This window comes from Mesorhizobium sp. M4B.F.Ca.ET.017.02.2.1, assembly GCF_003998955.1.
GTDB lineage: Bacteria > Pseudomonadota > Alphaproteobacteria > Rhizobiales > Rhizobiaceae > Mesorhizobium > Mesorhizobium abyssinicae.
Genome location: NZ_RZOF01000068.1, coordinates 1 through 21,768 on the forward strand (window position 1 = coordinate 1; position 21,768 = coordinate 21,768).

The 21,768-nt window shown below is 64.6% G+C and carries 26 protein-coding genes; 20 read left to right on the forward strand and 6 right to left on the reverse strand.

Annotated elements, in window-relative coordinates:
- Together EN738_RS11310 and EN738_RS11315 are read right to left on the reverse strand one after the other, a co-directional pair.
- The coding region (locus tag EN738_RS11310; protein ID WP_189605801.1) for a thiamine phosphate synthase at positions 1 to 389 on the reverse strand (389 nt) is incomplete at its 3' end.
- Positions 390 to 533: 144 nt separating this feature from the next.
- On the reverse strand, positions 534 to 1,433 hold the full coding sequence (locus EN738_RS11315; protein ID WP_127283749.1) for a DMT family transporter: 900 nt from the start codon (positions 1,431 to 1,433) through the stop codon (positions 534 to 536).
- Positions 1,434 to 1,564: 131 nt separating this feature from the next.
- Between EN738_RS11315 and EN738_RS11320 the strand changes: the two genes are divergently transcribed.
- Entirely contained in the window at positions 1,565 to 2,005 is a 441-nt protein-coding gene (locus EN738_RS11320) for an Lrp/AsnC family transcriptional regulator (RefSeq protein WP_127283750.1), read from the forward strand.
- Between the two features lie 84 nt (positions 2,006 to 2,089).
- Here EN738_RS11320 and EN738_RS11325 read toward each other — a convergent pair whose 3' ends face one another.
- Positions 2,090 to 3,187, reverse strand: a complete 1,098-nt coding sequence (locus EN738_RS11325; protein WP_127283770.1) for an adenylate/guanylate cyclase domain-containing protein — start codon at positions 3,185 to 3,187, stop codon at positions 2,090 to 2,092.
- Positions 3,188 to 3,348: 161 nt separating this feature from the next.
- Here EN738_RS11325 and EN738_RS11330 point away from each other — a divergent pair, with 161 nt between their 5' ends.
- The gene (locus tag EN738_RS11330) at positions 3,349 to 3,783 is read left to right on the forward strand and encodes an SRPBCC domain-containing protein (RefSeq protein ID WP_127283751.1); all 435 of its coding nucleotides are present in this window, start codon (positions 3,349 to 3,351) and stop codon (positions 3,781 to 3,783) included.
- A gap of 40 nt (positions 3,784 to 3,823) precedes the next feature.
- Here EN738_RS11330 and EN738_RS11335 read toward each other — a convergent pair whose 3' ends face one another.
- Complete coding sequence (locus tag EN738_RS11335) at positions 3,824 to 4,282, reverse strand: GNAT family N-acetyltransferase (protein WP_127283752.1); 459 nt, start codon at positions 4,280 to 4,282, stop codon at positions 3,824 to 3,826.
- 176 nt (positions 4,283 to 4,458) lie between these two features.
- Between EN738_RS11335 and EN738_RS11340 the strand changes: the two genes are divergently transcribed.
- Entirely contained in the window at positions 4,459 to 5,226 is a 768-nt protein-coding gene (locus tag EN738_RS11340; RefSeq protein WP_127283753.1) for a sulfite exporter TauE/SafE family protein, read from the forward strand.
- Positions 5,227 to 5,268: 42 nt separating this feature from the next.
- Here the strand turns inward: EN738_RS11340 and EN738_RS11345 are convergent, their stop codons facing one another.
- Positions 5,269 to 5,820 carry a DUF2269 family protein gene (locus tag EN738_RS11345; protein WP_127283754.1) on the reverse strand — a complete coding sequence of 184 codons (552 nt, stop codon included), beginning with the start codon at positions 5,818 to 5,820 and terminating at the stop codon, positions 5,269 to 5,271.
- A 528-nt stretch (positions 5,821 to 6,348) separates the two neighbouring features.
- Here EN738_RS11345 and EN738_RS11350 point away from each other — a divergent pair.
- From EN738_RS11350 to EN738_RS11380, 7 genes are all read left to right on the forward strand, one after another.
- Positions 6,349 to 6,879, forward strand: a complete 531-nt coding sequence (locus EN738_RS11350) for a DUF1465 family protein (RefSeq protein ID WP_127283755.1) — start codon at positions 6,349 to 6,351, stop codon at positions 6,877 to 6,879.
- 325 nt (positions 6,880 to 7,204) lie between these two features.
- Positions 7,205 to 7,717, forward strand: coding sequence for a crossover junction endodeoxyribonuclease RuvC (gene ruvC / locus EN738_RS11355; RefSeq protein ID WP_127283756.1), 513 nt, complete (start codon positions 7,205 to 7,207; stop codon positions 7,715 to 7,717).
- Positions 7,718 to 7,778: 61 nt separating this feature from the next.
- On the forward strand, positions 7,779 to 8,030 hold the full coding sequence (locus EN738_RS11360) for an AbrB/MazE/SpoVT family DNA-binding domain-containing protein (protein WP_127283757.1): 252 nt from the start codon (positions 7,779 to 7,781) through the stop codon (positions 8,028 to 8,030).
- A 2-nt stretch (positions 8,031 to 8,032) separates the two neighbouring features.
- Positions 8,033 to 8,446 (forward strand): type II toxin-antitoxin system VapC family toxin, encoded by a 414-nt coding sequence (locus EN738_RS11365; protein ID WP_127283758.1) that lies wholly within the window; start codon positions 8,033 to 8,035, stop codon positions 8,444 to 8,446.
- Between the two features lie 14 nt (positions 8,447 to 8,460).
- Positions 8,461 to 9,081 (forward strand): Holliday junction branch migration protein RuvA, encoded by a 621-nt coding sequence (ruvA, locus tag EN738_RS11370; RefSeq protein ID WP_127283759.1) that lies wholly within the window; start codon positions 8,461 to 8,463, stop codon positions 9,079 to 9,081.
- 43 nt (positions 9,082 to 9,124) lie between these two features.
- Positions 9,125 to 10,162 carry a Holliday junction branch migration DNA helicase RuvB gene (gene ruvB / locus EN738_RS11375; RefSeq protein ID WP_127283760.1) on the forward strand — a complete coding sequence of 346 codons (1,038 nt, stop codon included), beginning with the start codon at positions 9,125 to 9,127 and terminating at the stop codon, positions 10,160 to 10,162.
- 130 nt (positions 10,163 to 10,292) lie between these two features.
- On the forward strand, positions 10,293 to 11,186 hold the full coding sequence (locus tag EN738_RS11380) for a metallophosphoesterase (protein WP_127283761.1): 894 nt from the start codon (positions 10,293 to 10,295) through the stop codon (positions 11,184 to 11,186).
- A 27-nt stretch (positions 11,187 to 11,213) separates the two neighbouring features.
- Here EN738_RS11380 and EN738_RS11385 read toward each other — a convergent pair whose 3' ends face one another.
- The gene (locus EN738_RS11385; protein WP_127283762.1) at positions 11,214 to 12,464 is read right to left on the reverse strand and encodes a cellulase family glycosylhydrolase; all 1,251 of its coding nucleotides are present in this window, start codon (positions 12,462 to 12,464) and stop codon (positions 11,214 to 11,216) included.
- Between the two features lie 52 nt (positions 12,465 to 12,516).
- On the opposite strand from EN738_RS11385, the gene ybgC reads away from it, so the two are divergent.
- From ybgC to EN738_RS11435, 10 genes are all read left to right on the forward strand, one after another.
- A complete protein-coding gene (gene ybgC / locus EN738_RS11390) occupies positions 12,517 to 12,990 on the forward strand; it encodes a tol-pal system-associated acyl-CoA thioesterase (protein WP_127283763.1) in 474 nt (157 codons plus the stop codon).
- 286 nt (positions 12,991 to 13,276) lie between these two features.
- Positions 13,277 to 13,987: a protein TolQ gene (tolQ, locus tag EN738_RS11395; RefSeq protein ID WP_126057874.1), complete on the forward strand. Its 711-nt coding sequence runs from the start codon at positions 13,277 to 13,279 to the stop codon at positions 13,985 to 13,987.
- Positions 13,988 to 13,996: 9 nt separating this feature from the next.
- Entirely contained in the window at positions 13,997 to 14,449 is a 453-nt protein-coding gene (gene tolR, locus EN738_RS11400; RefSeq protein ID WP_126057875.1) for a protein TolR, read from the forward strand.
- Between the two features lie 7 nt (positions 14,450 to 14,456).
- A complete protein-coding gene (locus EN738_RS11405) occupies positions 14,457 to 15,614 on the forward strand; it encodes a TonB family protein (protein WP_127283764.1) in 1,158 nt (385 codons plus the stop codon).
- A gap of 39 nt (positions 15,615 to 15,653) precedes the next feature.
- The gene (tolB, locus tag EN738_RS11410; RefSeq protein WP_127283765.1) at positions 15,654 to 16,958 is read left to right on the forward strand and encodes a Tol-Pal system beta propeller repeat protein TolB; all 1,305 of its coding nucleotides are present in this window, start codon (positions 15,654 to 15,656) and stop codon (positions 16,956 to 16,958) included.
- A gap of 43 nt (positions 16,959 to 17,001) precedes the next feature.
- A complete protein-coding gene (locus tag EN738_RS11415) occupies positions 17,002 to 17,379 on the forward strand; it encodes a four helix bundle protein (protein WP_127283766.1) in 378 nt (125 codons plus the stop codon).
- A gap of 233 nt (positions 17,380 to 17,612) precedes the next feature.
- Positions 17,613 to 18,119 (forward strand): peptidoglycan-associated lipoprotein Pal, encoded by a 507-nt coding sequence (gene pal / locus EN738_RS11420; RefSeq protein ID WP_127283767.1) that lies wholly within the window; start codon positions 17,613 to 17,615, stop codon positions 18,117 to 18,119.
- A 279-nt stretch (positions 18,120 to 18,398) separates the two neighbouring features.
- The gene (gene ybgF / locus EN738_RS11425) at positions 18,399 to 19,502 is read left to right on the forward strand and encodes a tol-pal system protein YbgF (RefSeq protein WP_127283768.1); all 1,104 of its coding nucleotides are present in this window, start codon (positions 18,399 to 18,401) and stop codon (positions 19,500 to 19,502) included.
- Between the two features lie 55 nt (positions 19,503 to 19,557).
- Positions 19,558 to 20,958 carry a tRNA lysidine(34) synthetase TilS gene (gene tilS, locus EN738_RS11430; RefSeq protein WP_127283769.1) on the forward strand — a complete coding sequence of 467 codons (1,401 nt, stop codon included), beginning with the start codon at positions 19,558 to 19,560 and terminating at the stop codon, positions 20,956 to 20,958.
- A 125-nt stretch (positions 20,959 to 21,083) separates the two neighbouring features.
- Positions 21,084 to 21,768 (forward strand): ATP-dependent metallopeptidase FtsH/Yme1/Tma family protein (locus EN738_RS11435; RefSeq protein ID WP_145966841.1); only part of this gene is annotated, 685 nt, incomplete at its 3' end.

Sequence of the window (21,768 nt, forward strand, 5' to 3'; positions counted from 1 at the left end):
AAGAACATATAGTCCGGCCGCGCCTCGCCGAGCTCCAGCGCGTCGTCGCGGGTCTTGGCGCCGCCGGCGCCGACCATCATCTTTCCCTGGAAATGTCCGATGGTCTCGGCGAGCTCCTGGCTGGAGACCTCGACATGGATGCCGTCGGCCTGAACGCGGCCGGCGATGCGGGTGTCGCCGGCAATGACGACCGCCACGCCCGCCGCTTGCGCCGCGGGCACGATCTTCTCGGCGAAGGCCTGGAAGGAAACCTCGTCCATGCCGTTTTCCGGCAGGATGAGCGAGGCGACGTCGCCGCCGTCGAAGGCCGCGGCAATGCGCTCGGCCGGCGCGTCTTTCGGCGCGATCAGCACGATACGGCAGCGATTGGGCGGCGTGGCGTCGTTCATTGGTCTTCAATCCCGGTTTTTCGCCTATGCCGGGCGAAGATGGTTGCATTGCGGCATAGAGCAAAGCGCCCGGTTTGAACAGGCGGGCAAGCGGGATCGTTATCGTGAAGGCGAATGCAGGCCTGGGGCGCCGGTCGCGTTCCGTCACTCGGCCGGTTGCGGGCCCGGTGTCTTTCGCTTCCACGGCGTCCAGCCGAGGGTCATGCCGGCGGCGGCGATCAGGATGGCGGCGGCGCCGACGATCTGGGCGGGGTGCAGCCGATGGCCGAAGGCGCCGACATCGACGAGGATCGCCACCACAGGATAGACGAAGGAGAGCGCCCCTTGCAGATGCGTCGGCAGCTTCTGGATGGCGCCGTACATCAAAATGTACATCAGGCCGGTATGGACGACGCCAAGCGTGGCCAGCATCATCCAGCTCCAGGCGTCCGACGGCAGGTGGGAAAGGTTGGCGAAGGGCGCCAGCATGACGACGCCGACGCAAACCTGGATAAGCGCGATCAGATGCGGCGGCGTGCCCTTGAGCGTCTTGGTGACGATGGCCGCCACGGCCCAGAAGAAGGCCGCGCCCAGCGCCATCGCGATGCCGGTCGCATAGTCGGTGCCGACGTCGCCGGCATCGGGGCCGGTCCGAACGATTAGCAGCATGCCGGCGAAGGCGATGGCGAGCCAAGCCAGCTTGGTCAGGGTCAGCCGTTCGCCAAGGAAGAGCGCGCCGAAGCCGACCAGCATGAAGGGCTGGGTGTTGTAGATGGCGGTGGCGATCGAGATCGAGGCGCGCGGAAAGGCGCTGAACAGGAGCAGCCAGTTGATGACGATGGCGGCGCCGCCAAGCGCGGCAAGCGCGACGACGCGCGGCGTCAGCGTGCCGCGCAGCAGGCCAAGCGCCGCGCAGATGACAAGCAGCGTCGCCGCGCCGAAGGCGCAGCGCCAGAGCACCACGTCAATGGCGGGCTGGCCCGAAAGCACGACGAACCAGCCGATCGTGCCGAGTATTGCCATTGCCGCGGTCATTTCGACCGTGCCGCGCAGTGTATTGCTCATGAAAGACCCCAATGATTTTCAGGCTTCATGATCACAAGAGGTCGGGGTCATTTCCATGCTGTGAAAAAGATGATATCGCCTATTCGCCTAACTAAAAAAGGCAGAAATGGCTTTCATCGTGGAATGTGAAAATGCTCGACGATCTTGACCGGCGCCTTCTCGACATCCTCGTCCGAGATTCCAGGACGTCGCTGAAGGATCTCGCGCAGCAGGTCGGCATGTCGTCGCCGAGCGTTTCGGAGCGGTTGCGGCGGCTCGAGGAGCGCGGCGTCATCCGCGCCTTCACCATCGACGTCGATCCGGAAGCGCTCGGCTACCCGCTGCAGGCGATCGTGCGCATTCGGCCCCTGCCGGGCAAGCTGCACATCGTGCAGAAGCTGATCGAGGAGACCCCTGAATTCGGCGAATGCGACAAGGTGACGGGCGACGACTGCTTCGTCGCGCGGCTGTTCGTGCGCTCGATCGGCGAGCTCGACCGGCTTCTCGACCGGATCGCCGACAAGGCGGAAACCAGCACCGCGATCATCAAGGCGCAGCCGATCCGGCGGCGCCCGCCGCCGCTCGGCATCTAAGCCACCCAGGAAAAGTGGAAAAACAGTTCCGTTCGGAATTGCGTAAAAACAATTCGATGTTTGCGTGAAAGGGGACTGTTGAGGTCACCCGTCCGGCAGGCCGAAGACGGCACACGGTCTAGCGATTCCGCGCAATAGATGTTCGCCCAGCGGGACCACGGGCGTTGATGTTTCCGCCGCGACAGCGCCCGAAATCAGCACGCTCCGTCCTAGCGGCCGGCACAGGCCCTCGAGCCTGCTGACGAGATTCACGGCCGGGCCGATGGCGGTGAAATCCAGCCGGTCGGCTGTGCCGATATTGCCCCACACCATGTCGCCCAGATGCAGCGCCATGCCGAACTGCAGTTCGGGCATGCCCTGTGTGGCGCGGACCTGATTGAGCTGCGCCATTCCCGCCCGCGCCGCTCCGATCGCGCGCAACGCCGCCTCGCAAGCCTCCGAAGCCGAGCGCTCGCCGACAGGAAAGATCGCCAGCACCCCGTCGCCGATGAATTTCAGCACCTCGCCGCCAAAAGCGTGAACGGCGCCGGCGATGCGGTCGAAGCTGGCGTTGAGCGCCGCCACGACCTGTCCGGCGTCCGTCTCCTCCGACAGGGCGGTAAAGTCGCGCAAATCGCTGTAGAGCAGGACGGCGCGGATCGTCTCGCCAACCTCGCGCCGAGAACGGCCGGCCAACACCTGCGCCGCGCTTCGCTGCCCAAGATAGGCCTGAAGCAGGGCCGACAGCGCCGACCTGGCGGCGAGAGCGGCAAGTGGCGCAGCGGCGAAGCGCGCCACCTCGTCCAGTGTATTCGATTCCTGCTCCGCGAGAGGGCGGACCGCGACCCAATTCAGTTTTGGAGTCTCGGATTGCGCATCCTGACGTCCGGGCCCAACCGTGTAATCGTGCACGACACCGGTACCCAGTCCCGCCAGCCAATCGCGTCCGAGATCGCCCTCCCCGGCTCCAGGCATCATGCCGGCGCCAAAACCCAGCGCCTCCATGACGAGGCCTGTCTCGGCCCGCCACAGCCAGGCGCGGCGCGTTATGATCGGATGCGGTGCGGCGAGCGTCAGGGCTCCGCCGGCGAGCGGCAGCCCATCGTCAACCAGCCGCGCGCCGAGTGTGGCCAGAAAGTCATCCGGTTGGACGGCGACGCCGGCGTGGTCGACCAACCAGGCGAGAGTTGCAGAAAGCCGCATCGACACGATCATGCTTCGGCGTTCCGCCGCTGTCACCAGCGCGAAATGCCCAAGGCGTTTTTTGTTGAAAGGAAGGCCGATCTGGCGTCGAATCGAATGCGCTGGTCCGGCGCCGCCTGTCGGGCGAGCCATGTTGGCGCGCGCACACCCAGGAGATTTCGATGGCTGAACCCTTGATCGTTCGTCGTGAGGTGCAGATCGCGGCGCCGCCGGCGACGGTCTTCGCCTTCCTGGCCGATCCCGACAAGATCGTGCGCTGGATGGGAACGGAGGCCATGGCAGAGCCCCACCCCGGCGGTCTTTACTTGCTGAATTTGGCAGGAAGGGCCACGGCACGCGGCCAATTCACCGAGGTCGTACCTGTCCACCGCCTGGCCTACAGCTTCGGCTGGGAGGGCAACGACCAGACGCCGCCCGGTTCGAGCCTCGTTGAAATCGACCTGGTCGAAGAGTCCGGCGGAACGCGGGTCAAACTCACCCATAGCGGCCTTGCCGACCGAGAGATTTGCGACAGCCACGAGAAGGGCTGGACGCATTATCTGAGCCGGCTCGCAATCGCCGCCGCCGGTGGCGACCCGGGACCGGACAAGATGTAGGGCTGCGGCCGCGATTGCCGACAGCCAACGACACCAACCGCTAGAGATCCAGCTTGTAGCCGATGTGGCTGGCCTTGAAGCCGAGCCGCTCGTAGAAGCGGTGCGCGTCCGCCCGGCTCTTGTTGGTCGTCAGCTGGACGACCCTGCAGCCGCGCTTGCGGCATTCCTCGACCGCCCATTCCAGCAGGCGCTGTCCAAGCCGTTCGCCGCGCCGGTCGGCGGCGACGCGGACAGCCTCGATCTGGCCGCGCCTGGCGCCCTGAAGCGACAGCCCGGCAAGATAGGTGATCTGCAGCGTGGCGATGACGCGGCCACCGTCCGTCATGACAGCGAGGAACTGGTTGGGATCGGCATCGATGGCGGCGAAAGCGTCGCGGTAGGGTTTGGCCAGCGGTTGGCTGGCATCCTCGCGGCCGCGGCCCAGCGGATCGTCGGCGAGCATGGCGACGATCGCCGGTAGATCGGCTTCCTGCGCGCGGCGGATCCGGATTTCGCTCATGGCAAACCTCGTGCATGGGCCGTGACCTTATGCATGGGCGGCGCGCCGCCGCAAATCCGGAACAGCCGTGTTACGGACAGTTGATCGCGCAGGCTGCCGCTAGGGCACATTGTCTATCGCGGCGCCAGGCATTCTGGTCTATTGCAGGGCTCCCACCCTCCAGCCGTTCTCATCCCATGACAGGCCTGCTCAGCGATCCGTGGTTCTATGCCGCCATTCCGGCGGTCATTCTCGTCGGCCTGTCGAAAGGCGGCTTCGGCGGCGCCGTCGGCTTCGTCGGCGTGCCGCTGATGGCGCTGGCCATGCCGCCGGTGCAGGCGGCCGCCATCCTGCTGCCGATCCTGTGCCTGATGGACATCGTCTCGGTCTGGACGTGGTGGGGCGTCTACGACCGCAAGATGCTGGTCGACATGATGCCGGGCGCGGTGATCGGCATCGGCCTCGGCTGGCTGACGGCGGCGCTGGTCACCGAAGAGATGGTGCGGCTGATCGTCGGCGCGGTCGCGCTGATCTTCGTGCTGCGCTGGCTCTATCTGCAGTTCCGCCACGGCGCCGACCATGCGGCGGCGCCCAACCGGGTGGCCGCCGCCTTCTGGGGCACCGTCGCCGGCTTCACCAGCTTCGTCGCCCATGTCGGCGGCCCGCCGTTCCAGGTCTATGCGCTGCCGATCCGGCTCGATCCGAAGGTGCTGTCGGGCACATCGGCGATCTTCTTCGCCGCCACCAACGCGCTGAAGCTGGTCCCCTATTTCGCGCTCGGCCAGTTCGACACCACCAACCTGACGGCGTCGGCGGTGCTGATGCCGTTGGCGCCGCTGGCGACCATCGCCGGCGCCTGGCTGGTGCGGCGCATGCGGCCGGAGGTCTTCTATCCCTTCACCTACGCGACCGTCGCCATCGTCGCGGTCAAGCTGTTGTGGGACGGGATCGCCGGCCTGCTTTGAGAGCAAGGCGCGGCCACGCGACCGTCCCTCGCCGTCATGCTTTCAGGCGGCGCTCGGCACCAAGCGGCGGCTGCGGCCGAAGGCCAGCATGGCGCCCGCCGCCGCCACCAGCGCCATGCCGGCGAGGATGGCGATGTCGTGCACGGTCGGCTTGAGCACCATGTCGGCGATGACCACCAGCATCACCGAATAGTCGAAGCGGGCGGCGCTTATGATGCGCTGGCCGACGGCAAGGACGGCCGGCGTAACGCCATCCTTTGCGATCATGTCGGCCATGCGGTCGGCGCTCGGCTTGAACACGAACATGCCGATCGAGAATGTCGTGGCGTAACCGGCAAGGCCGATCAGGATCCAAAGGTCGGAAAAACCGACCCAGAACGCGCACATGATGAGGCCGAACAGCAGCGTCAGCATCGACATCGGCGCGAAGTAGCGGTTGCCCAACTGCCCGGTGGCGCGCATCGCCTGCAGCTTGCCCTCGACGTTGCCGGCGCGCTCGGCAAGCAGGCCAAGCAGGAACAGCGCGAAGCCGCCGCCGACCCACAGAGTGGCCGAGACGACGTGGAGAAATTTGACGATTGAATACCAGTCCATAGTTTTGCCCCCCGAGGTTCTGGTAATTGCGATGGAGCTGATTTGCTCCACCCGGTTCAGAGGAGCGGGCGTTTAGCGCGGCCCGTGTTTCGGAACGATGTCGCGGCGGCGGCCGGCGTGTTTCGTGGTGCCGGGAACGCCGGGTTTTTGCACCGCGCGCAGTTGAGGACGATTGTGCTGTTACGGCACAGAAGCCGGGCGGCCGGTAAAAAAATCTCGCCGTCGTTAAGGCTTCATTAAGCTTTACGGGCGTTTACTATGCGCATCCAGTGATCTGGATTCTTACCGAGTGGTTGGAGCCACTTTGTTTGACGCCTCCCTGTTAAACTCCTGAGAGCCGCCTTATCCGCGGCTCTTTTTTTGCCCGCAAAGCGGCGCAGTCCGGTCAGGCGTTCGGCGTTAACCGTTTGTTAAACATGTGCTTGCCTTCACCTGCGCCGAAGCGCATTTTCAAGCTCAGTCGTTTAAGGGTGCAGGGCGTTACGGCAAGAGTGCCGATTCGGCTTGCGGCAGTGCAGGGGCGTATCGATGAACGAGCCTTCCAAGGGAAGCGCGAAAACCATCAAATTGGCGGAGCGCCGGGTTTTCTCCCAATCCTTCAAGCCGCTCTATCAGGAGGGCATGGGCCTCGTCGAACAGGCCGCCGAATATCTCGACGGCAAGGGCCGGGCCGAAGCCAAGAAACTGTCACGTACGGCGGCGACGCTCTACGCGGCCGAATCGATGCGGCTGACCACCAGGCTGATGCAGGTCGCTTCCTGGCTGCTTCTGCAGCGCGCGGCGAATTCCGGCGAAATGACCCGCGACCAGGTCGCCTCGGAAAAGTCCAAGGTGCGTCTCGACACCGCTTCCGCGCATGACGAGGCGCTCGGCTGGAGCGAACTGCCGAAGGATTTTCTCGACCTCGTCACCCGCTCGCTGCGCCTGCAGGCGCTGGTGCGCCGCATGGACGAGGAAATCTATGGCAACGCACTGGCCGACACGCCCGCTTTGACCCGCCGCGTCAATCCGGTCTCCGACCAGATCAGCCTGCTGAACACCGCCTTTGCCCGCGGCTGATACGGCAGTTTGACAATTCGCTCTGATGGCCATCTAGCGCCGTTTTCTGCGCTTTCCTACAGCGCCGCGCGTCCTTTCGGACGCGCAAAGGACGCTGTAGCATTTCTTGATCTTGCGCATGATCCTTTCCGAAAATGGGCTCGATTTTCGGGGTCATGCGCGTTGCTCACCTACTTGAGTACGCTCCGCTCCGGTTCTCGAAAACGACGTTATCTATCATGCCTCTTCAGACCGAATTTTGAAGCTGCCTGGGTCCCCGTATAGGTCGTTTCTGGTTTGTTCACATTTTGCTGGCATCGCCCTGCTTCGGAGGTAGACTTCGCGCATGGGGGAAACGATTCGCATCATCGGCATCGATCCGGGGCTGAGGCGCACCGGCTGGGGCATCGTCGAGAGCCTCGGCAATTCGTTGCGCTTCGTCGGCTCCGGCACGGTGCGCTCCGACGACAAGGCGGCGCTGGCGACCAGGCTCTGCCAGCTGCATGACGGGCTGGCCGAGGTGCTGCATCAGGCCATGCCGCACGAGGCTGCGGTCGAGCAGACCTTCGTCAACAAGGATGCGACAGCGACGCTCAAGCTCGGCCAGGCGCGCGGCATCGCCATGCTGGTGCCGGCGCGCGCCGGGCTTGTGGTCGCCGAATATGCGCCCAACGCCGTCAAGAAGGCGGTGATCGGTGTCGGCCACGGCGACAAGAAGCAGATCCATATGATGGTCAAGGTGCTGATGCCGAAGGCGGTGTTCGAGACCGATGACGCGGCGGATGCGCTGGCGATCGCCATCTGCCATGCGCATCACCGGCAAAGCGCCGCCTACCGGATGGCCGCGCTGGCCGGGTAGTTTGTTCTTGACTTGTTCTCGCAGTTGGAATATTTCTTACCGGTAAGAACCGGAGACTCCAATGCGTGTGACCAGCAAGGGCCAGGTGACCATTCCGCGCGACTTGCGCGACACTTTCGGCATTGATGCGAATAGCGAAGTCATCTTCGGCATTGAAGGCGGCAAGATCACCATCACACCCCGACATGACAAGGGACGGCAGGCAGATCGTGAAAGACTCGATCGGTTTCTCGCCGCGCTTGACCGGCTGGAGGGTAGCGGCGACCAGACGATGAACGCCGACGACGTCATGGCCTTGACGCGGGATCGCTGATCTTGGCGACGCTTGTCGACACCAATGTTCTTATCGATGTCGCCGTTCGCGATCCTCTCTGGTTGAAATGGTCGCGGCCGAAAATAGAAACTGCACGCAGGCGAGGCAGCCTGGTCATCAATCAGATCATCTACGCTGAGTTTTCGATCCGCTACGACACGATCGATGATGTCGACAATGTGTTGCCCGAGGATGAGTACCGACGTGAGGGATTGCCGTTCGAAGCTGCCTTCGCGGCGTCGAGAGCATTCTCGATCTATCGTCGGCAAGGGGGACCGCGAGAGAAGGTCATGCCCGATTTTTTGATCGGGGCGCATGCCGCCATCCGGGGTTATCCCATTCTTACTCGCGATCCGGCAGGCTTCAGGAAATACTTTCCGGATGTCGAGCTGATCGCTCCTGACACCCACCCCTAAGAAAGTTCCCGGACATGATCGGCAAGCTGAAGGGCACGCTGGACGAGGTCGACGAGGACTTCTGTGTCGTCGACGTGCATGGCGTCGGCTATGTCGCCCATTGCTCGGCGCGCACGCTGGCCTCGCTGCCGGCGCCCGGCGAGGCGGTGGTGCTGTTTATCGAGACCTATGTGCGCGAGGACATGATACGGCTCTACGGCTTCCAGTCGGCACTGGAGCGCGAATGGTTTCGGCTCTTGATGAACAACGTGCAGGGCGTCGGCGCCAAGGTGGCGCTGGCCATCCTCTCGACGCTAGCGCCGGCCGACCTCGCCAATGCGATCGCCTTGCGCGACATCGCCATGGTGTCGCGCGCGCCGGGCGTCGGCAAGAAGGTGGCCGAGCGCATCGTCACCGAATTGAAGGCCAAGGCGCCGGCATATGCGGGCGCTGCCTCCGGCACGATCGGGCTGAAGCAGGAACTCGGCGAGGGCGTGGCGCCGGCGCCGATCACCGACGCCGTCTCGGCGCTGGTCAATCTCGGCTATTCGCGCGACATCGCCGCCAACGCGGTGTCGGCGGCGCTGAAGTCGGCCGGCGAGGGCGCCGACGCCTCGAAGTTGATCCGCTTCGGCCTGAAGGAACTGGCGCGGTGAGGGGCTGCTTGTTCTGGTCCCTGCCGTATGCAAGGAAAGCGGCATGAACCTTTCGCCCCGCCTCATTGCCCCCGACAAGCGCGGCGAGGATGCCGACCAGACCTTGCGGCCGCAATCGCTTGACGAGTTCGTCGGCCAGGCGGCGGTCAGGGCCAATCTCAAGGTCTTCGTCGACGCCGCCAAGGGTCGAGGCGAGGCGCTCGACCACGTGCTGTTCGTCGGCCCGCCCGGCCTCGGCAAGACCACGCTGGCGCAGATCATGGCGCGCGAGCTCGGCGTCAATTTCCGCTCGACGTCCGGGCCGGTCATCGCCAAGGCCGGCGATTTGGCCGCGCTGCTCACCAATCTCGAAGACCGCGACGTGCTGTTCATCGACGAGATCCACCGCCTCAATCCGGCGGTGGAGGAAATCCTCTATCCGGCGATGGAGGATTTCCAGCTCGACCTGATCATCGGCGAGGGGCCGGCGGCGCGCTCGGTCAAGATCGATCTCGCCCGCTTCACGCTGGTTGCCGCCACCACGCGGCTTGGGCTGTTGACCAATCCGCTGCGCGACCGTTTCGGCATTCCGGTGCGGCTCAATTTCTACACGGTCGAGGAGCTGGAGCAGATCGTGCGCCGCGGCGCCCGCATCCTGTCGATGCCGCTCGGCGACGACGGCGCGCTGGAGATCGCCAGGCGGGCGCGCGGCACGCCACGCATCGCCGGCCGGCTGCTGCGTCGCGTGCGTGACTTCGCGTCGGTCGCCGGCGATGGCCATGTCGACCGGCGGATCGCCGACGAGGCGCTGACCAGGCTTGAGGTCGACGGGCTCGGCCTCGACGCGCTCGACCGGCGCTATCTGTCGATGATCGCCCGCAATTTCGGCGGCGGGCCGGTCGGCATCGAGACCATCGCGGCGGGGCTGTCGGAGCCGCGCGACGCCATCGAGGACATCATCGAGCCTTATCTGATCCAGCAGGGCTTCATCCAGCGCACGCCGCGCGGCCGTGTGCTGACGGCCAATGCCTGGCGCCATCTCGGCCTCGAGGCGCCAAAGGATCTGGCGCAGCAGCAGATCAGCCTGTTCCAGGAGGAGTAACGGAGATTTGTTCCCTAGTTGTTTGGGGAACGGCTCGTCTGCGCAAAATCTGCTCGCCGCGGCCAAGCTGAAGGCACAATTGCCGCCTCTAGCTTGATGCAATCGCCATACCAAGGGCCGGGGCGGAGCAATGATCACCAGACGTGGCTTCCTGCGCCTCATCGGCGGCTCGTTCCTGTCGATGGTGTCGCTCGGCGCCTATGCGGTCGGCGTCGAGCCGCTTTTGACGCATGTGAAGCGCTATTTTCTGACGCCGCCGCACTGGCCGGCGGGCCTAAAGCTACGCGTCGTGGCTCTGGCCGACGTCCATGCCTGCCGCCCGTGGATGACGCCAGAGCGGATCGCCTCGCTTGCCGCCGAGGCAAACGCGTTGCAGCCGGATCTCATCGTGCTGCTCGGCGACTATGTCGCCGGCATGCGTCTGGTGACCGACCAGGTGCCTGCCTCCGAATGGGCCTCCGCCCTGTCCGGCTTGAAAGCGCCGCTCGGCGTCAAGGCGATTCTCGGCAACCACGACTGGTGGCACGATCCCGTCGCGCAAAGGGCCGGGGCCGGACCGACGGTGGCGCGCAAGGCGCTCGAGGGTGCCGGCATCACGGTGCTCGAAAACGATGCCTTTCGCCTGGAAAAGGACGGACAGGGCTTTTGGCTTGCAGGTCTCGCGGACCAGCTTGCCTTGCTGCCGGGCCAGGGCCGCGCGGAAGCCAGGGGTCTCGACGATCTCGATGGCACGCTGGCCAAGGTGAGCGACAACGCTCCCATCATCCTGCTCGCGCATGAACCCGACATCTTCCCGCAAGTGCCGTGGCGGGTTTCGCTGACCCTCTCCGGCCACACCCATGGCGGGCAGGTCAGGCTATTGGGCTATTCGCCGGTCGTGCCTTCGGCCTATGGCAATCGCTTCGCCTATGGCCATGTCGTCGAGAACGACCGCAACCTGATCGTCTCCGGCGGGCTCGGCTTCAGCATCATGCCGGTGCGCTTCGGCATGCGGCCGGAGATCCTGCAGATCGATCTCGGCTAAGGCGCGCTGCTGCTCAACCGGCCCTCGTCATGGCAGCGAGCGGATCGCATCCATCACGGCGGGTTCCGCCTTGTCGCCATTGAAGGCATCGACGATGCCGAAGGCGCCGCCATAGCCCCATACCGACCAGGAGAAGCCGTGCGCCTCGGCGCGCGCGATCATCTGCCTGACATAGGCGGCGCGGTATTCGGCGGGCATCACATAGCCGTTGCCATATTCCTGGCGGATCATGCCGAACTCGCCGAGCGTGATGTTTTCCGGTCTTATCCCGTTGGCCTTCGCCCATGCTTCGACGGTCTTGAACGGCGCGTCCATGATGGCGAGCAGCTTGTCGTCCGTATCCATGCTGGCGACCTGCTCGTCGAGATAGGCAAGCATGCCGCTTCGCCGCGTCCATGGCGCCTCGGCCCTGATGCGGGCGCGGATCGTGTCCAGCGCCACGTCGAGCTGCGCGCGCGGCACGGCCGTCAGCGGAAAGGGCAGGCCGGTGACATAGCGGATGAAGTCGCCGGCCCAGGTCGCGCCCTGATGGGTGAGCAGGAACGGATCGTAGGAATGAAAGGTCCAGATGATGTTGTCGTCGGCGATCAGCTTCGGGTCGATCCTGGCCAGTGACGCGGCGTTGGAATAGCACGCGCCGGTGAGGATCAGCGTCAGCCTGGTGGCCGAGGAGCGCGCCGCCGCGAACAGTTTCTTCTGGCGCTCCGGCCACAGATTTGTGCCGTCGCCGTCGCAGTCGACGATCGGCTCGTTCATCGGCTCGAAAGCGACCTGGCCCGGATCCTCGTTTGACAGCGTGCGCGCCATCTTGCGCACCATATCGACATAGGCGTCGAAGGTCCCGGGGTCGTCCATCACCTGCCCCATGCCGATCTTGCGGTTGCCGCCGGCCGGGATCAGATGCATGTCGACGATCACCTTCAGCCCGGCGCGGTTGATCATGCGCGCCGAGTCCAGCACGCTGGCGTAGAGGTCGTCGCGCAGCGCAAGCGTCTCGTCGGACAGGAAGGGGGAGGGGTCGACCGGCATGCGCAGGAAGTCGAAGCCGGCATCCTTCAGCGCCTTGAGGTCATCCTCCTTGAGGAACTTTCGCCATTCCGGGTAGGGCAGGATGGCGGTCGGGTCGTTCCATTTCTCCTCGCCGGCCCAGGTCGTCCACTGGTCGAGGTTGAGGCCGCGTTTCATCGAGAACATCGCGGCATGGGCCGGCAATGCCAAAGCCCCAAGCACCAGCAGTGCCGCCATCAAGGTCTTGATCATCGCGCCCAACAGTGCCATCCGGTTCCAGCGCCGCAACACCTGCCTGCTCGGGCCAGAAAAGGAAAGCGCGATGGACGATCATGGTGAATCGGCGGCGCTCGGCGCCGGGCTTTCCGGCGCGCTGACGGAATTCGGCCATCGGCTGATGGCGCGGGTCTACTATGCCGATACCGATTTCTCCGGCGTCGTCTATCACGCCCGCTATCTCGAATTCTTCGAGCGCGGCCGCTCCGATTATCTGAGGCTCGCCGGCGTCCACCACACCGAGCTTGCCGACGGCAAGCATGGCGAACGCATCGTCTGGGTGGTCAGGCGCATGGAGATCGACTTCAAAAGCCCCGCCCGCATGGACGACATCCTGACCATCGAGACGCGCACCGAGAATATTTCCGGCGCCCGCATCTACATGGCGCAGCAGCTCAAGCGCGGCGACGAAGTGCTGGTCGAGGCCAAGGTCGAAGCGGCGATCATCGGCGAGAATGGCCGCCCAAGGCGTTTTCCGCGCGAATGGATCGCGGCTTTCATGCCAAGAGCAAACGGCTGATATCTCTGGTCAGGGCGATCTGGCGGTCACCATCCGCGCCATGAGGGGGCGCGGCAATGCGCCGCGCTTCATATCATAACCCATCCTTAACCATAACGGTTCATGAAGAGATTGGTGAAGATTGGCGGAATCCGAACGCCTTCCTTTCACCAATATTTGCCCCGAAAAGGCCGCGAAACGGTGCATTCGGGGTGATCCCGCAAGCTTCAAGCTCGCGCGAACGGACCACAAGGGATGCCCATGGGCCCAGCCGCCAGCGACGCCCGGAAAATCTAAGGACGTAACCATGGAAAACATCGCACTCGCCGAACCGGGCGCGCATTTATCGATTTGGGCGCTGTTCATGCAGGCCAGCTGGGTCGTCAAGCTGGTCATGATCGGACTGCTCTGCGCCTCGATCTGGACCTGGGCGATCATCGTCGACAAGCTCGTCGCCTATGGCCGCATGCGGCTTGCCCTCAACCGCTTCGAGCAGGTGTTCTGGTCGGGACAGTCGCTGGAAGAGCTCTATCGCACGCTCGCCGACCGCAAGACCACCGGCATGGGCGCGATCTTCGTCGCCGCCATGCGCGAATGGAAGAAGAGCTTCGAGAAGGGCGCCAAGTCGCCGCTTGGCCTGCAGACCCGCATCGACAAGGCGATGGACCTGGCGCTGACGCGCGAGATGGAGCGGCTGGAGGGACGGCTCGGCTTCCTCGCCACCACCGGTTCGGCCGCGCCCTTCATCGGCCTGTTCGGCACCGTCATCGGTATCATGACCTCGTTCCAGGCCATCGCCGCTTCGAAGAATACCAGCCTGTCGGTGGTCGCACCCGGCATCGCCGAGGCGCTGCTCGCCACCGCCATCGGCCTGCTCGCGGCCATCCCGGCCGTCATCGCCTACAACAAGCTGTCATCCGACGCGAACAAGATCGCCGTGCGCATGGAAGGGTTCTCCGACGAGTTCTCCGCCATACTCTCGCGGCAAATCGATGAAAAAGTCGCGCAGAAGGCCTGAGGTACGATCATGGGTATGTCCGTAGGCATGGCGGGACGCGGCGGGCGCGGCCACAGGCGGCGCGGCCGCCATCACGGTCTGATGTCGGAAATCAACGTCACGCCGATGGTCGACGTGATGCTGGTGCTGCTGATCATCTTCATGGTCGCGGCGCCGCTCTTGACGGTCGGCGTGCCGATCGACCTGCCGGATACGCAGGCCAAGGCGATGAACGTCGACACCCAGCCGATCACCGTCTCGATCAACGCTTCCGGCCAGATCTATCTGCAGGAAACCGAGATCCCGATCGAGGAGCTGGTGGCCAAGCTGCAGGCGATCTCCAAGACCGGTTATGACGAGCGCATCTTCATCCGTGGCGACAAGCTGACGGACTACGGCACCGCCATGAAGGTGATGGCCCGCATTTCGGCGGCCGGATACAAGAACATCGGTCTGGTTTCGCTGCAGGAACAGGATCAGTAGAAGCAAGATGAGGACGGGACTCACCACATCGGTGATCTTGCACACGGTAGCGTTGGCCTTCGGGCTGTTCACGCTGTCGTCGCCGCCTGCCATGCCCGCGTCCGATGTCGAGTCGGTAGCGGTCGACATCGTGCCGATGGAGGCCATCGCGCAGACGCTGCAAGGCGACAAGAAGGCGGTGATGCATGACAAGCCGGCACCGACGCCGACCAAGCGCCCGGACATTGTTCCCGATGCGCAGAAGGTCGGTGAAAACAGCGTCGACACCGACAAGCCGATCACGGACGAGGCCAAGCCGAAGCCGGTCGACCTGACGTCGGCGCCACCGCCGGCGCCAACGCCGACCGAAAAGCCGAAACCCGAGGACGCGCCGAAGCCGAAGGAAGCGCCGAAGCCGACGCCGGCGACAGAAGTGGCGCCGGTGCCGCAGCCAAAGGAAGAGGTCAAGCCCGAGCCGGTCAAGCAGGTGGAACCGAAGCCGACGCCGGCCAAGGAGCCGCCGCCTGCGCCGCAACCGGACAAGACCGCAGCCATCCAGCCGAAGGAAGAGGTCAAGCCGGACGCCGTCGCCGAGGCCATTGCCCAGGAGCCGCCGACCGAAGAGGCCAAGCTTCCGGACTCCGCGCCCGCGCCCGAGGCGCGGCCGAAGCCGCAGCCGGCCCAGGCCGAGAGCGCCAAGGCGCCGGACCGCAAGGACGCCGACAAGCCAGTCAAGGAAGCGTCGTCGAAGCCGAAGTCGGAAGACAAGCAGTTCAACGCCGACGAGATAACGGCGCTGCTCGACAAGCAGAAGCCTTCCGGTGGCGGCGCCAAGCGCTCGACACAGCAGGCCTCGCTGGGCGGCGAAAAGGATCAGGGCCAGAAACTCTCAAGGTCGGAACAAGGCGCGTTGGAAGATCAGCTCGGCCATTGCTGGACCCTTCCGGTCGGCCTCGAAGGTTCCGAGGATTTCACCGTGGTCGTTCGCTTCAACCTGAACGCCTCCGGTAAGTTGGAAGGCCGCCCGACTATCGAAAAGTCCAGCGGCAACCCCCAGTTCGACGCCAGTGCGGTTCGCGCCGTGCAGAAATGTGATGTCGCCGGGCTGCAGGTGCCCGCCGGCAAGCAGGACATATGGTCCGACGTCCGCGTCAACTTTGATCCGAGAGCGATGCTTGGCCTGTAGCCTGAGCACCCAAAAAATCAGCAAGAGAAGCGAGAAGACATGAAAGCCATCCTCAAGCCGCTCCTGATGGTCGCCGCAATGGCGATGGGCATGATTTCTGTCGCCACCTTGCCTGCTCGTGCAACCCTCGAGCTCAACGTCAACAGAGGCAATGTCGAGCCGATGCCGATCGCCATCCCCGACTTTCAGGGAGAGCTTGGCGCGCAGATATCGGAGATCGTAACCGCCGATCTGAAACGGTCAGGACTGTTCGCGCCGATCGACAAGGCCGCTTTTGTCGAAAAGATCACCAACCCAGATGCGGCGCCGCGCTACGAGGACTGGAAGGTCATCAACGCGCAGGCGCTGGTGACCGGCAGCGTGAGCAAGGAGGCGGACGGCCGCATCCGCGCCCAGTACCGGCTGTGGGATATTTTTGGCAACACGCAGTTGGCCGGCGAGCAGTTTTTCGCCAACGACGCCAATCAGCGCCGTGTCGCTCATATCATCGCCGATGCGATCTATGAGAAGATTACCGGCGAAAAGGGCTATTTCGACACGCGCGTTGTCTTCATCGACGAATCCGGCGCCAAAAACGCGCGCAAGAAGCGGCTCGCCATCATGGACCAGGACGGCGCCAACGTGCGCTATCTCTCCGACGGCCGCTCGATCGTGCTGACGCCGCGCTTCTCACCGAACCGGCAGGAAATCACCTACATGTCCTATGAGAGCGGCCAGCCCAAGGTCTATCTCCTGCAGATCGAGACCGGGCAGCGCGAGCTGGTCGGCAACTTCCCCGGCATGACGTTCGCGCCGCGCTTCTCGCCCGACGGCCAGAAGGTGATCATGAGCCTGCTGCGCGACGACGGCAATTCCAACATCTTCGCCATGGATCTGAGGAGCCGCTCGACCACAAGGCTGACCAATTCCACCGCCATCGATACCTCGCCGTCCTATTCGCCCGACGGCAGCCAGGTGGTGTTCACCTCCGACCGTGGCGGGCGCGCGCAGATCTATGTGATGGGCGCCGACGGCTCCGGCCAGACCCGCATCTCCTTCGGCGACGGCGTCTATTCGACGCCGGTGTGGTCGCCGCGCGGCGACCTCATCGCCTTCACCAAGCAGACCGGCGGCGAGTTCCAGATCGGCGTCATGAAGACCGACGGCTCGGGCGAGCGCATCCTTTCCTCCGGCTTCCAGCAGGAGGGGCCGACCTGGGCGCCCAACGGCCGCGTGCTGATGTTCTTCCGCGACTCAGCCGGCGGCCCGAAGCTGGTTTCGGTCGACCTCACCGGCCGCAACGAGCAGTCGATCCCGACCTCGAACTTCGCGTCCGACCCGGCCTGGTCGCCGCTGCTGGAGTGAGGGGGAGGGAATTGGGGAATTGGAGAATTGAAGAACTGAAGAAATGGAGAAGCGGGGAAGCTACGTTGGACGTGCAAGGGACCTGGAGGTCTATAAGCGGGCGTACGCAGTTTCTCTTGAAATTCACAAAGCCACGTTGGCGTTTCCGAGGATCGAGCAATACGCGCTAGCCGATCAGTTGCGTCGCTCGAGCAAGGCCATCTGCGCCAACTTGGCTGAGGGCTTTGCCAAGCAACCTCATTCCAAAGCGGAATTCGCTCGCTTCATTTCAATGGCTATGGGGTCGTGCAGCGAAGTCGAGACATGGATCTCCTACGCGTTCGACCTTGAGTACATCTCTAAGACACAGCTCGACGAGTGGCTACGGTCCTACAATCAGATCTGCGGAATGCTGGTGAATCTCAGAGGGTCGCTGAAGTGACCTCTTTTCTCCAGTTCTTCAATTCTCCAGTTCCCCATTTCCCTCTTTTTTCATGTTTTGGCCGCATTTCCGCCTACGGTCCGCGCGCATTGTCGCCCTTGGTAATGCGTGGGCGTAACGGCCGCGGACGGCGGCCTAAAACCAAATATTAACCGTGTTTCTTGAATGCCGGTTAACCCAAACGTGGTTACTGGGTGATCAACGAAATCACTCGAATGCGAAGGAGAGGCGGCATGGGCCGTATCGCAGCACTTACCAGAAACCCGGCCATGATCGCGCTGGTGGCGGCACTCGCCATCACCGGTTGCGCCTCGAAGAAGACCCCGAACAGCGCGGCCGATCTCGGCCTCAACGGCGCCGGCGCCGCTACGCCCGGCTCCGCGCAGGACTTCACCGTCAATATCGGCGACCGCATCTTCTTCGACACCGACTCCTCGTCGATCCGCGCCGACGCGCAGACGACTCTTGGCCGCCAGGCGCAGTGGCTGAACCAGTACAAGCAGTATGCCATCGTCATCGAAGGCCATGCCGACGAGCGCGGCACGCGCGAGTACAATCTGGCGCTCGGCGCCCGCCGCGCCGCCGCCACCCGCGACTTCCTGGTCTCCAAGGGCGTTTCGGCCCAGCGCCTGAAGACGATCTCCTACGGCAAGGAGCGCCCGGTCGCCGTCTGCGACGACATCTCCTGCTGGTCGCAGAACCGCCGCGCCGTCACCACGCTCTCGGGCGCCGGTTCCTGACGCATGACCCCGAAAATCGGATTCGATTTTCGGAAAGGATCATGCGTCAATCCAAAAGTGCCACGGCGTCCTTTGCGCGTCTGACGACGCGCGGCGCTGTGGGCGGCAAAAATACAACAGCAATATGCGAAAGGCGGCCATTTGGCCGCCTTTTTCATATCCAGCGCCCTGAAACAAAATTTGGCCGAAGTCTCGCGCCCTGCTATGAGCCGAGGGCGCTTGGTCCCACTCGGAATCGGAAGGGCGCAACGGGCTATCAATTTCACGGCGAGAGACATAATGCACTTCAGAACGGTCCTCAGCGGCACGCTTGCGCTGCTGCTCCTATCCAGCATCGCGGCCCCGGCAGCCGGCACCGGGCAGCCTGCCGATAGTGGGTTTTCCTTCCACCTGCCGACGCTTGGCATCTTTGGCGAGAAGAAGAAGCCGGAGCAGCAGCAGGTCGCGCAGCAGGATGGCGCCAGCGCCACCGGCCTGGAAGACCAGCTCAGGCAGATGAACGGCAAGATCGAGGAACTCAATTTCCAGATCCTGCAGATGCAGGAGCAGATCCGCAAGCAGCAGGAAGACAACGAGTTCCGCTTCCAGCAGCTCGAGGGCGGCACGCAAGGCGGGCAGCAGCCGGCCAGCCAGAAGAAGTCGGACGCCACGCCGGCTCCCAACAGCGATGGCAATACCGAAAGCGGCACCGACAACAGCGTCGCCGAGGCTCCGGCGACGCAAGCGCCGGCCGATGCCGGCAATCAATCCGACGGTGGCCAGAGCGTCGGCGAGGTCATCGTCGAGTCGCAGACCGGCGATCCCGGCAAGGTGATCACCGGCGCGCCGCCGAAGACGTTCGGCACCATCACCGTCGACAAGAACGGCAATGTGGTCAACGCTGACGGCAACACCCAGGCCAGCGCCCCTGCCGAGACCGCACCGGCGGCCCCCGCGCCGGCAACCGACGCCAAGGCTGGCAAGTCCGGCGGCACGGTGGTCGCGGCACTGCCTTCCACCAACGATCCGGACGAGCTTTACCGCAACTCCTACCAGTTCATCCTGTCGGGCGACTACGGCACGGCCGAGCAGGGTTTCCGCGATCACATCAGCCGCTTCCCGAAGGATACAAAGGCGGCGGACGCTCATTACTGGCTGGGTGAGTCGCTGCTCGGGCAGCAGAAATATCGCGACGCGGCCGAGGTCTTCCTCGCCGCCAGCAAGGACTACCCGAAGGCCAAGAAGGCGCCCGACATGCTCCTGAAGCTCGGTGTGTCGCTGGTCGGGCTGAAGCAGAACGACGTGGCGTGCGCCACTTTCGGCGAGATCGGCAAGCGCTACCCCGATATCTCCAGCGCGCTCAAGGAGCGGGTCAAGCAGGAACGGGCGCTCGCGGCGTGCTAGCTCCTTTGCATGTCGTCGTCCCAAAGCCGGGACCTGTTTCGGACGACATGCGGTGATGCTCGACGCCGAGCCTGACCTTTCGGAACGGCTTTTTTCTGATATCGATTTTTCTGACGGCGCCGTTGTAGCCGTGTCCGGCGGCAGCGACTCGACCGCCCTTCTCATCCTCCTCAAGACCCATCTCGACCGCGTCGCGCCTGCGACCAGGCTGCTGGCGGTGACAATCGACCACGATCTGCGGCAAGGCTCGGCGGCGGAAGCGCGCGAAGTGGCCAGGCTTTGCGCCGAGCGCGGCATCGCGCACCGCACCCTCGTCTGGTCGGGCAAGAAGCCGTCGTCCGGCCTGCCCGCCGCTGCGCGCGAGGCGCGCTACCGGCTGCTGGCCGAGGCGGCGCAAGCGGAAGGCATTGGCCTCATCCTCACCGGCCACACCGCCGACGACCAGGCCGAAACGGTGCTCATGCGGCAAGCGCGTGAACAAGGGGGCCGTGAAGAGGCGCGACGTGAAAAGGAGATCGACGACGAGGGCGGGCGCGGCGTTGCCGGAATGGCGCCGGCTACGCTCCACGACTGGCAACGCTGGATCGTCAGGCCGCTGCTTGGCACGCGGCGCGCGGCGCTGCGCGAAGTGCTGCGCCGCCGCAACATCGCCTGGGCCGAGGACCCGACCAATCTCGATCGGCATTTCGAGCGGCCGCGCGTCAGGGCCACACTTGCCGGCGACGACGGCGCGCGGCGGTTCGCGGAGGCGATGGCGTCGGCCGGGCAGGCCGCCGCCAGCCGTGAAGAGCTTGGCCGGCGCGCAGCCTTGCTGATCCGCGATCTTGCCAGCATGCCGGCCCGGGGCCTCGTTCGCCTCGATCCGGCCTTCGCCGCGCTCGGCGACATTGCGAGTGCTGTCTATGCCTTGCGCATCCTGCTCGCGACGATCGGCGGCGTTTCCTTCCTGCCGGACGCGGCCCGCAGCCAGGCGCTGTTCGAGCGACTTCGGGCCGGATCGCTTTGCGCCACATTGTCGCGGACGGTGCTCGATGCACGGCGTTCCGGCATCTTCCTGCGCCGGGAGTCGCGCGGTTTGCCAGAGCTGGCGCCGGCCGCCAGCGAGGGCCTCTGGGATGGTCGGCGGCGGATCACATTGGCCGACAGGGAAAGCCGATTGTTGATCGGGCCGCTGGGCACGGCGGCCGCGGCAAAGCGGACCGTCGCCGAGGATGGCACGCCGCCGAGCCTTGCACGCGCAGCCCTTGCCGCCGAGCCCGCGCTGTGGCGCGAGGCGGAATGCCTTGGCTTTCCAGGCGAGGCCGGGGTGCCGCCGCAGGTCGGGATCGCTCCCGTCGTGGCGCCGTTCGCGCGCTTCCTGCCGTCCTTCGATCTTGCGCCCGCCGCCGCCGTGGCCCGGCTGATCGGCGCGCCGCCGCTCCCGGCCTTGCCTTTCCACGGCCACAGTGCCGGCTGATGGTTGGGCGAAAGCTTAACCCACACGTGCTGTTATGCTTGGCAAGGGGAGGCGCTCTCCCTATGTTAGGCCCAAGCTTCCTCAGATCATGCGTGTCCGTCCGCGGACGCCCAACGGGACAATAGATGAATCCGAATTATCGCAACCTCGCGCTCTGGGCGATCATAGCGGTCCTGCTCATCGCCCTGTTCAACCTGTTCCAGACGCCGCAGACGCGCGGCGCCTCGAGCGAGGTCGCCTATTCGCAGTTCCTGCAGGATGTCGCGGCTGGACGGGTCAAGACGGTGACCATCGCCGGCGCCCGTATTTCCGGCACCTACACCGACAGTTCGACCGGCTTCCAGACCTATTCGCCCGGCGATCCGTCGCTGGTGTCGCGGTTGCAGGACAAGAACGTCACCATCAACGCCCGGCCTGAATCCGACGGTTCCAACTCGCTGTTCGGCTACCTGATCTCGTGGCTGCCGATGATCCTGATCCTCGGCGTCTGGATATTCTTCATGCGCCAGATGCAGTCCGGCTCCGGACGCGCCATGGGCTTCGGCAAGTCGAAGGCCAAGCTTCTGACCGAGGCGCATGGCCGCGTCACCTTCCAGGACGTCGCCGGCGTCGACGAGGCCAAGGAAGACCTGGAAGAGATCGTCGAGTTCCTGCGCGACCCGCAGAAGTTCCAGCGCCTCGGCGGCAAGATCCCGCGCGGCGTTCTGCTCGTCGGCCCTCCCGGCACCGGCAAGACGCTGCTTGCCCGCTCGGTCGCCGGCGAGGCCAACGTGCCGTTCTTCACCATCTCCGGCTCGGACTTCGTCGAGA

Coding starts and splice junctions, on each gene's coding strand:
- tilS (WP_127283769.1), top strand. CDS start 19,558: ATGCTCGACGCCGAGCCTGACCTTTCGGAACGGCTTTTTTCTGATATC.
- tolB (WP_127283765.1), top strand. CDS start 15,654: ATGAAAGCCATCCTCAAGCCGCTCCTGATGGTCGCCGCAATGGCGATG.
- EN738_RS11405 (WP_127283764.1), top strand. CDS start 14,457: ATGAGGACGGGACTCACCACATCGGTGATCTTGCACACGGTAGCGTTG.
- EN738_RS11380 (WP_127283761.1), top strand. CDS start 10,293: ATGATCACCAGACGTGGCTTCCTGCGCCTCATCGGCGGCTCGTTCCTG.
- tolR (WP_126057875.1), top strand. CDS start 13,997: ATGGGTATGTCCGTAGGCATGGCGGGACGCGGCGGGCGCGGCCACAGG.
- EN738_RS11325 (WP_127283770.1), bottom strand. CDS start 3,187: ATGCGGCTTTCTGCAACTCTCGCCTGGTTGGTCGACCACGCCGGCGTC.
- EN738_RS11385 (WP_127283762.1), bottom strand. CDS start 12,464: ATGGCACTGTTGGGCGCGATGATCAAGACCTTGATGGCGGCACTGCTG.
- pal (WP_127283767.1), top strand. CDS start 17,613: ATGGGCCGTATCGCAGCACTTACCAGAAACCCGGCCATGATCGCGCTG.
- ruvB (WP_127283760.1), top strand. CDS start 9,125: ATGAACCTTTCGCCCCGCCTCATTGCCCCCGACAAGCGCGGCGAGGAT.
- ruvC (WP_127283756.1), top strand. CDS start 7,205: ATGGGGGAAACGATTCGCATCATCGGCATCGATCCGGGGCTGAGGCGC.
- EN738_RS11340 (WP_127283753.1), top strand. CDS start 4,459: ATGACAGGCCTGCTCAGCGATCCGTGGTTCTATGCCGCCATTCCGGCG.
- ybgC (WP_127283763.1), top strand. CDS start 12,517: ATGGACGATCATGGTGAATCGGCGGCGCTCGGCGCCGGGCTTTCCGGC.
- EN738_RS11335 (WP_127283752.1), bottom strand. CDS start 4,282: ATGAGCGAAATCCGGATCCGCCGCGCGCAGGAAGCCGATCTACCGGCG.
- EN738_RS11320 (WP_127283750.1), top strand. CDS start 1,565: ATGCTCGACGATCTTGACCGGCGCCTTCTCGACATCCTCGTCCGAGAT.
- EN738_RS11415 (WP_127283766.1), top strand. CDS start 17,002: ATGGAGAAGCGGGGAAGCTACGTTGGACGTGCAAGGGACCTGGAGGTC.
- EN738_RS11350 (WP_127283755.1), top strand. CDS start 6,349: ATGAACGAGCCTTCCAAGGGAAGCGCGAAAACCATCAAATTGGCGGAG.
- EN738_RS11345 (WP_127283754.1), bottom strand. CDS start 5,820: ATGGACTGGTATTCAATCGTCAAATTTCTCCACGTCGTCTCGGCCACT.
- EN738_RS11360 (WP_127283757.1), top strand. CDS start 7,779: ATGCGTGTGACCAGCAAGGGCCAGGTGACCATTCCGCGCGACTTGCGC.
- EN738_RS11315 (WP_127283749.1), bottom strand. CDS start 1,433: ATGAGCAATACACTGCGCGGCACGGTCGAAATGACCGCGGCAATGGCA.
- tolQ (WP_126057874.1), top strand. CDS start 13,277: ATGGAAAACATCGCACTCGCCGAACCGGGCGCGCATTTATCGATTTGG.
- ybgF (WP_127283768.1), top strand. CDS start 18,399: ATGCACTTCAGAACGGTCCTCAGCGGCACGCTTGCGCTGCTGCTCCTA.
- ruvA (WP_127283759.1), top strand. CDS start 8,461: ATGATCGGCAAGCTGAAGGGCACGCTGGACGAGGTCGACGAGGACTTC.
- EN738_RS11330 (WP_127283751.1), top strand. CDS start 3,349: ATGGCTGAACCCTTGATCGTTCGTCGTGAGGTGCAGATCGCGGCGCCG.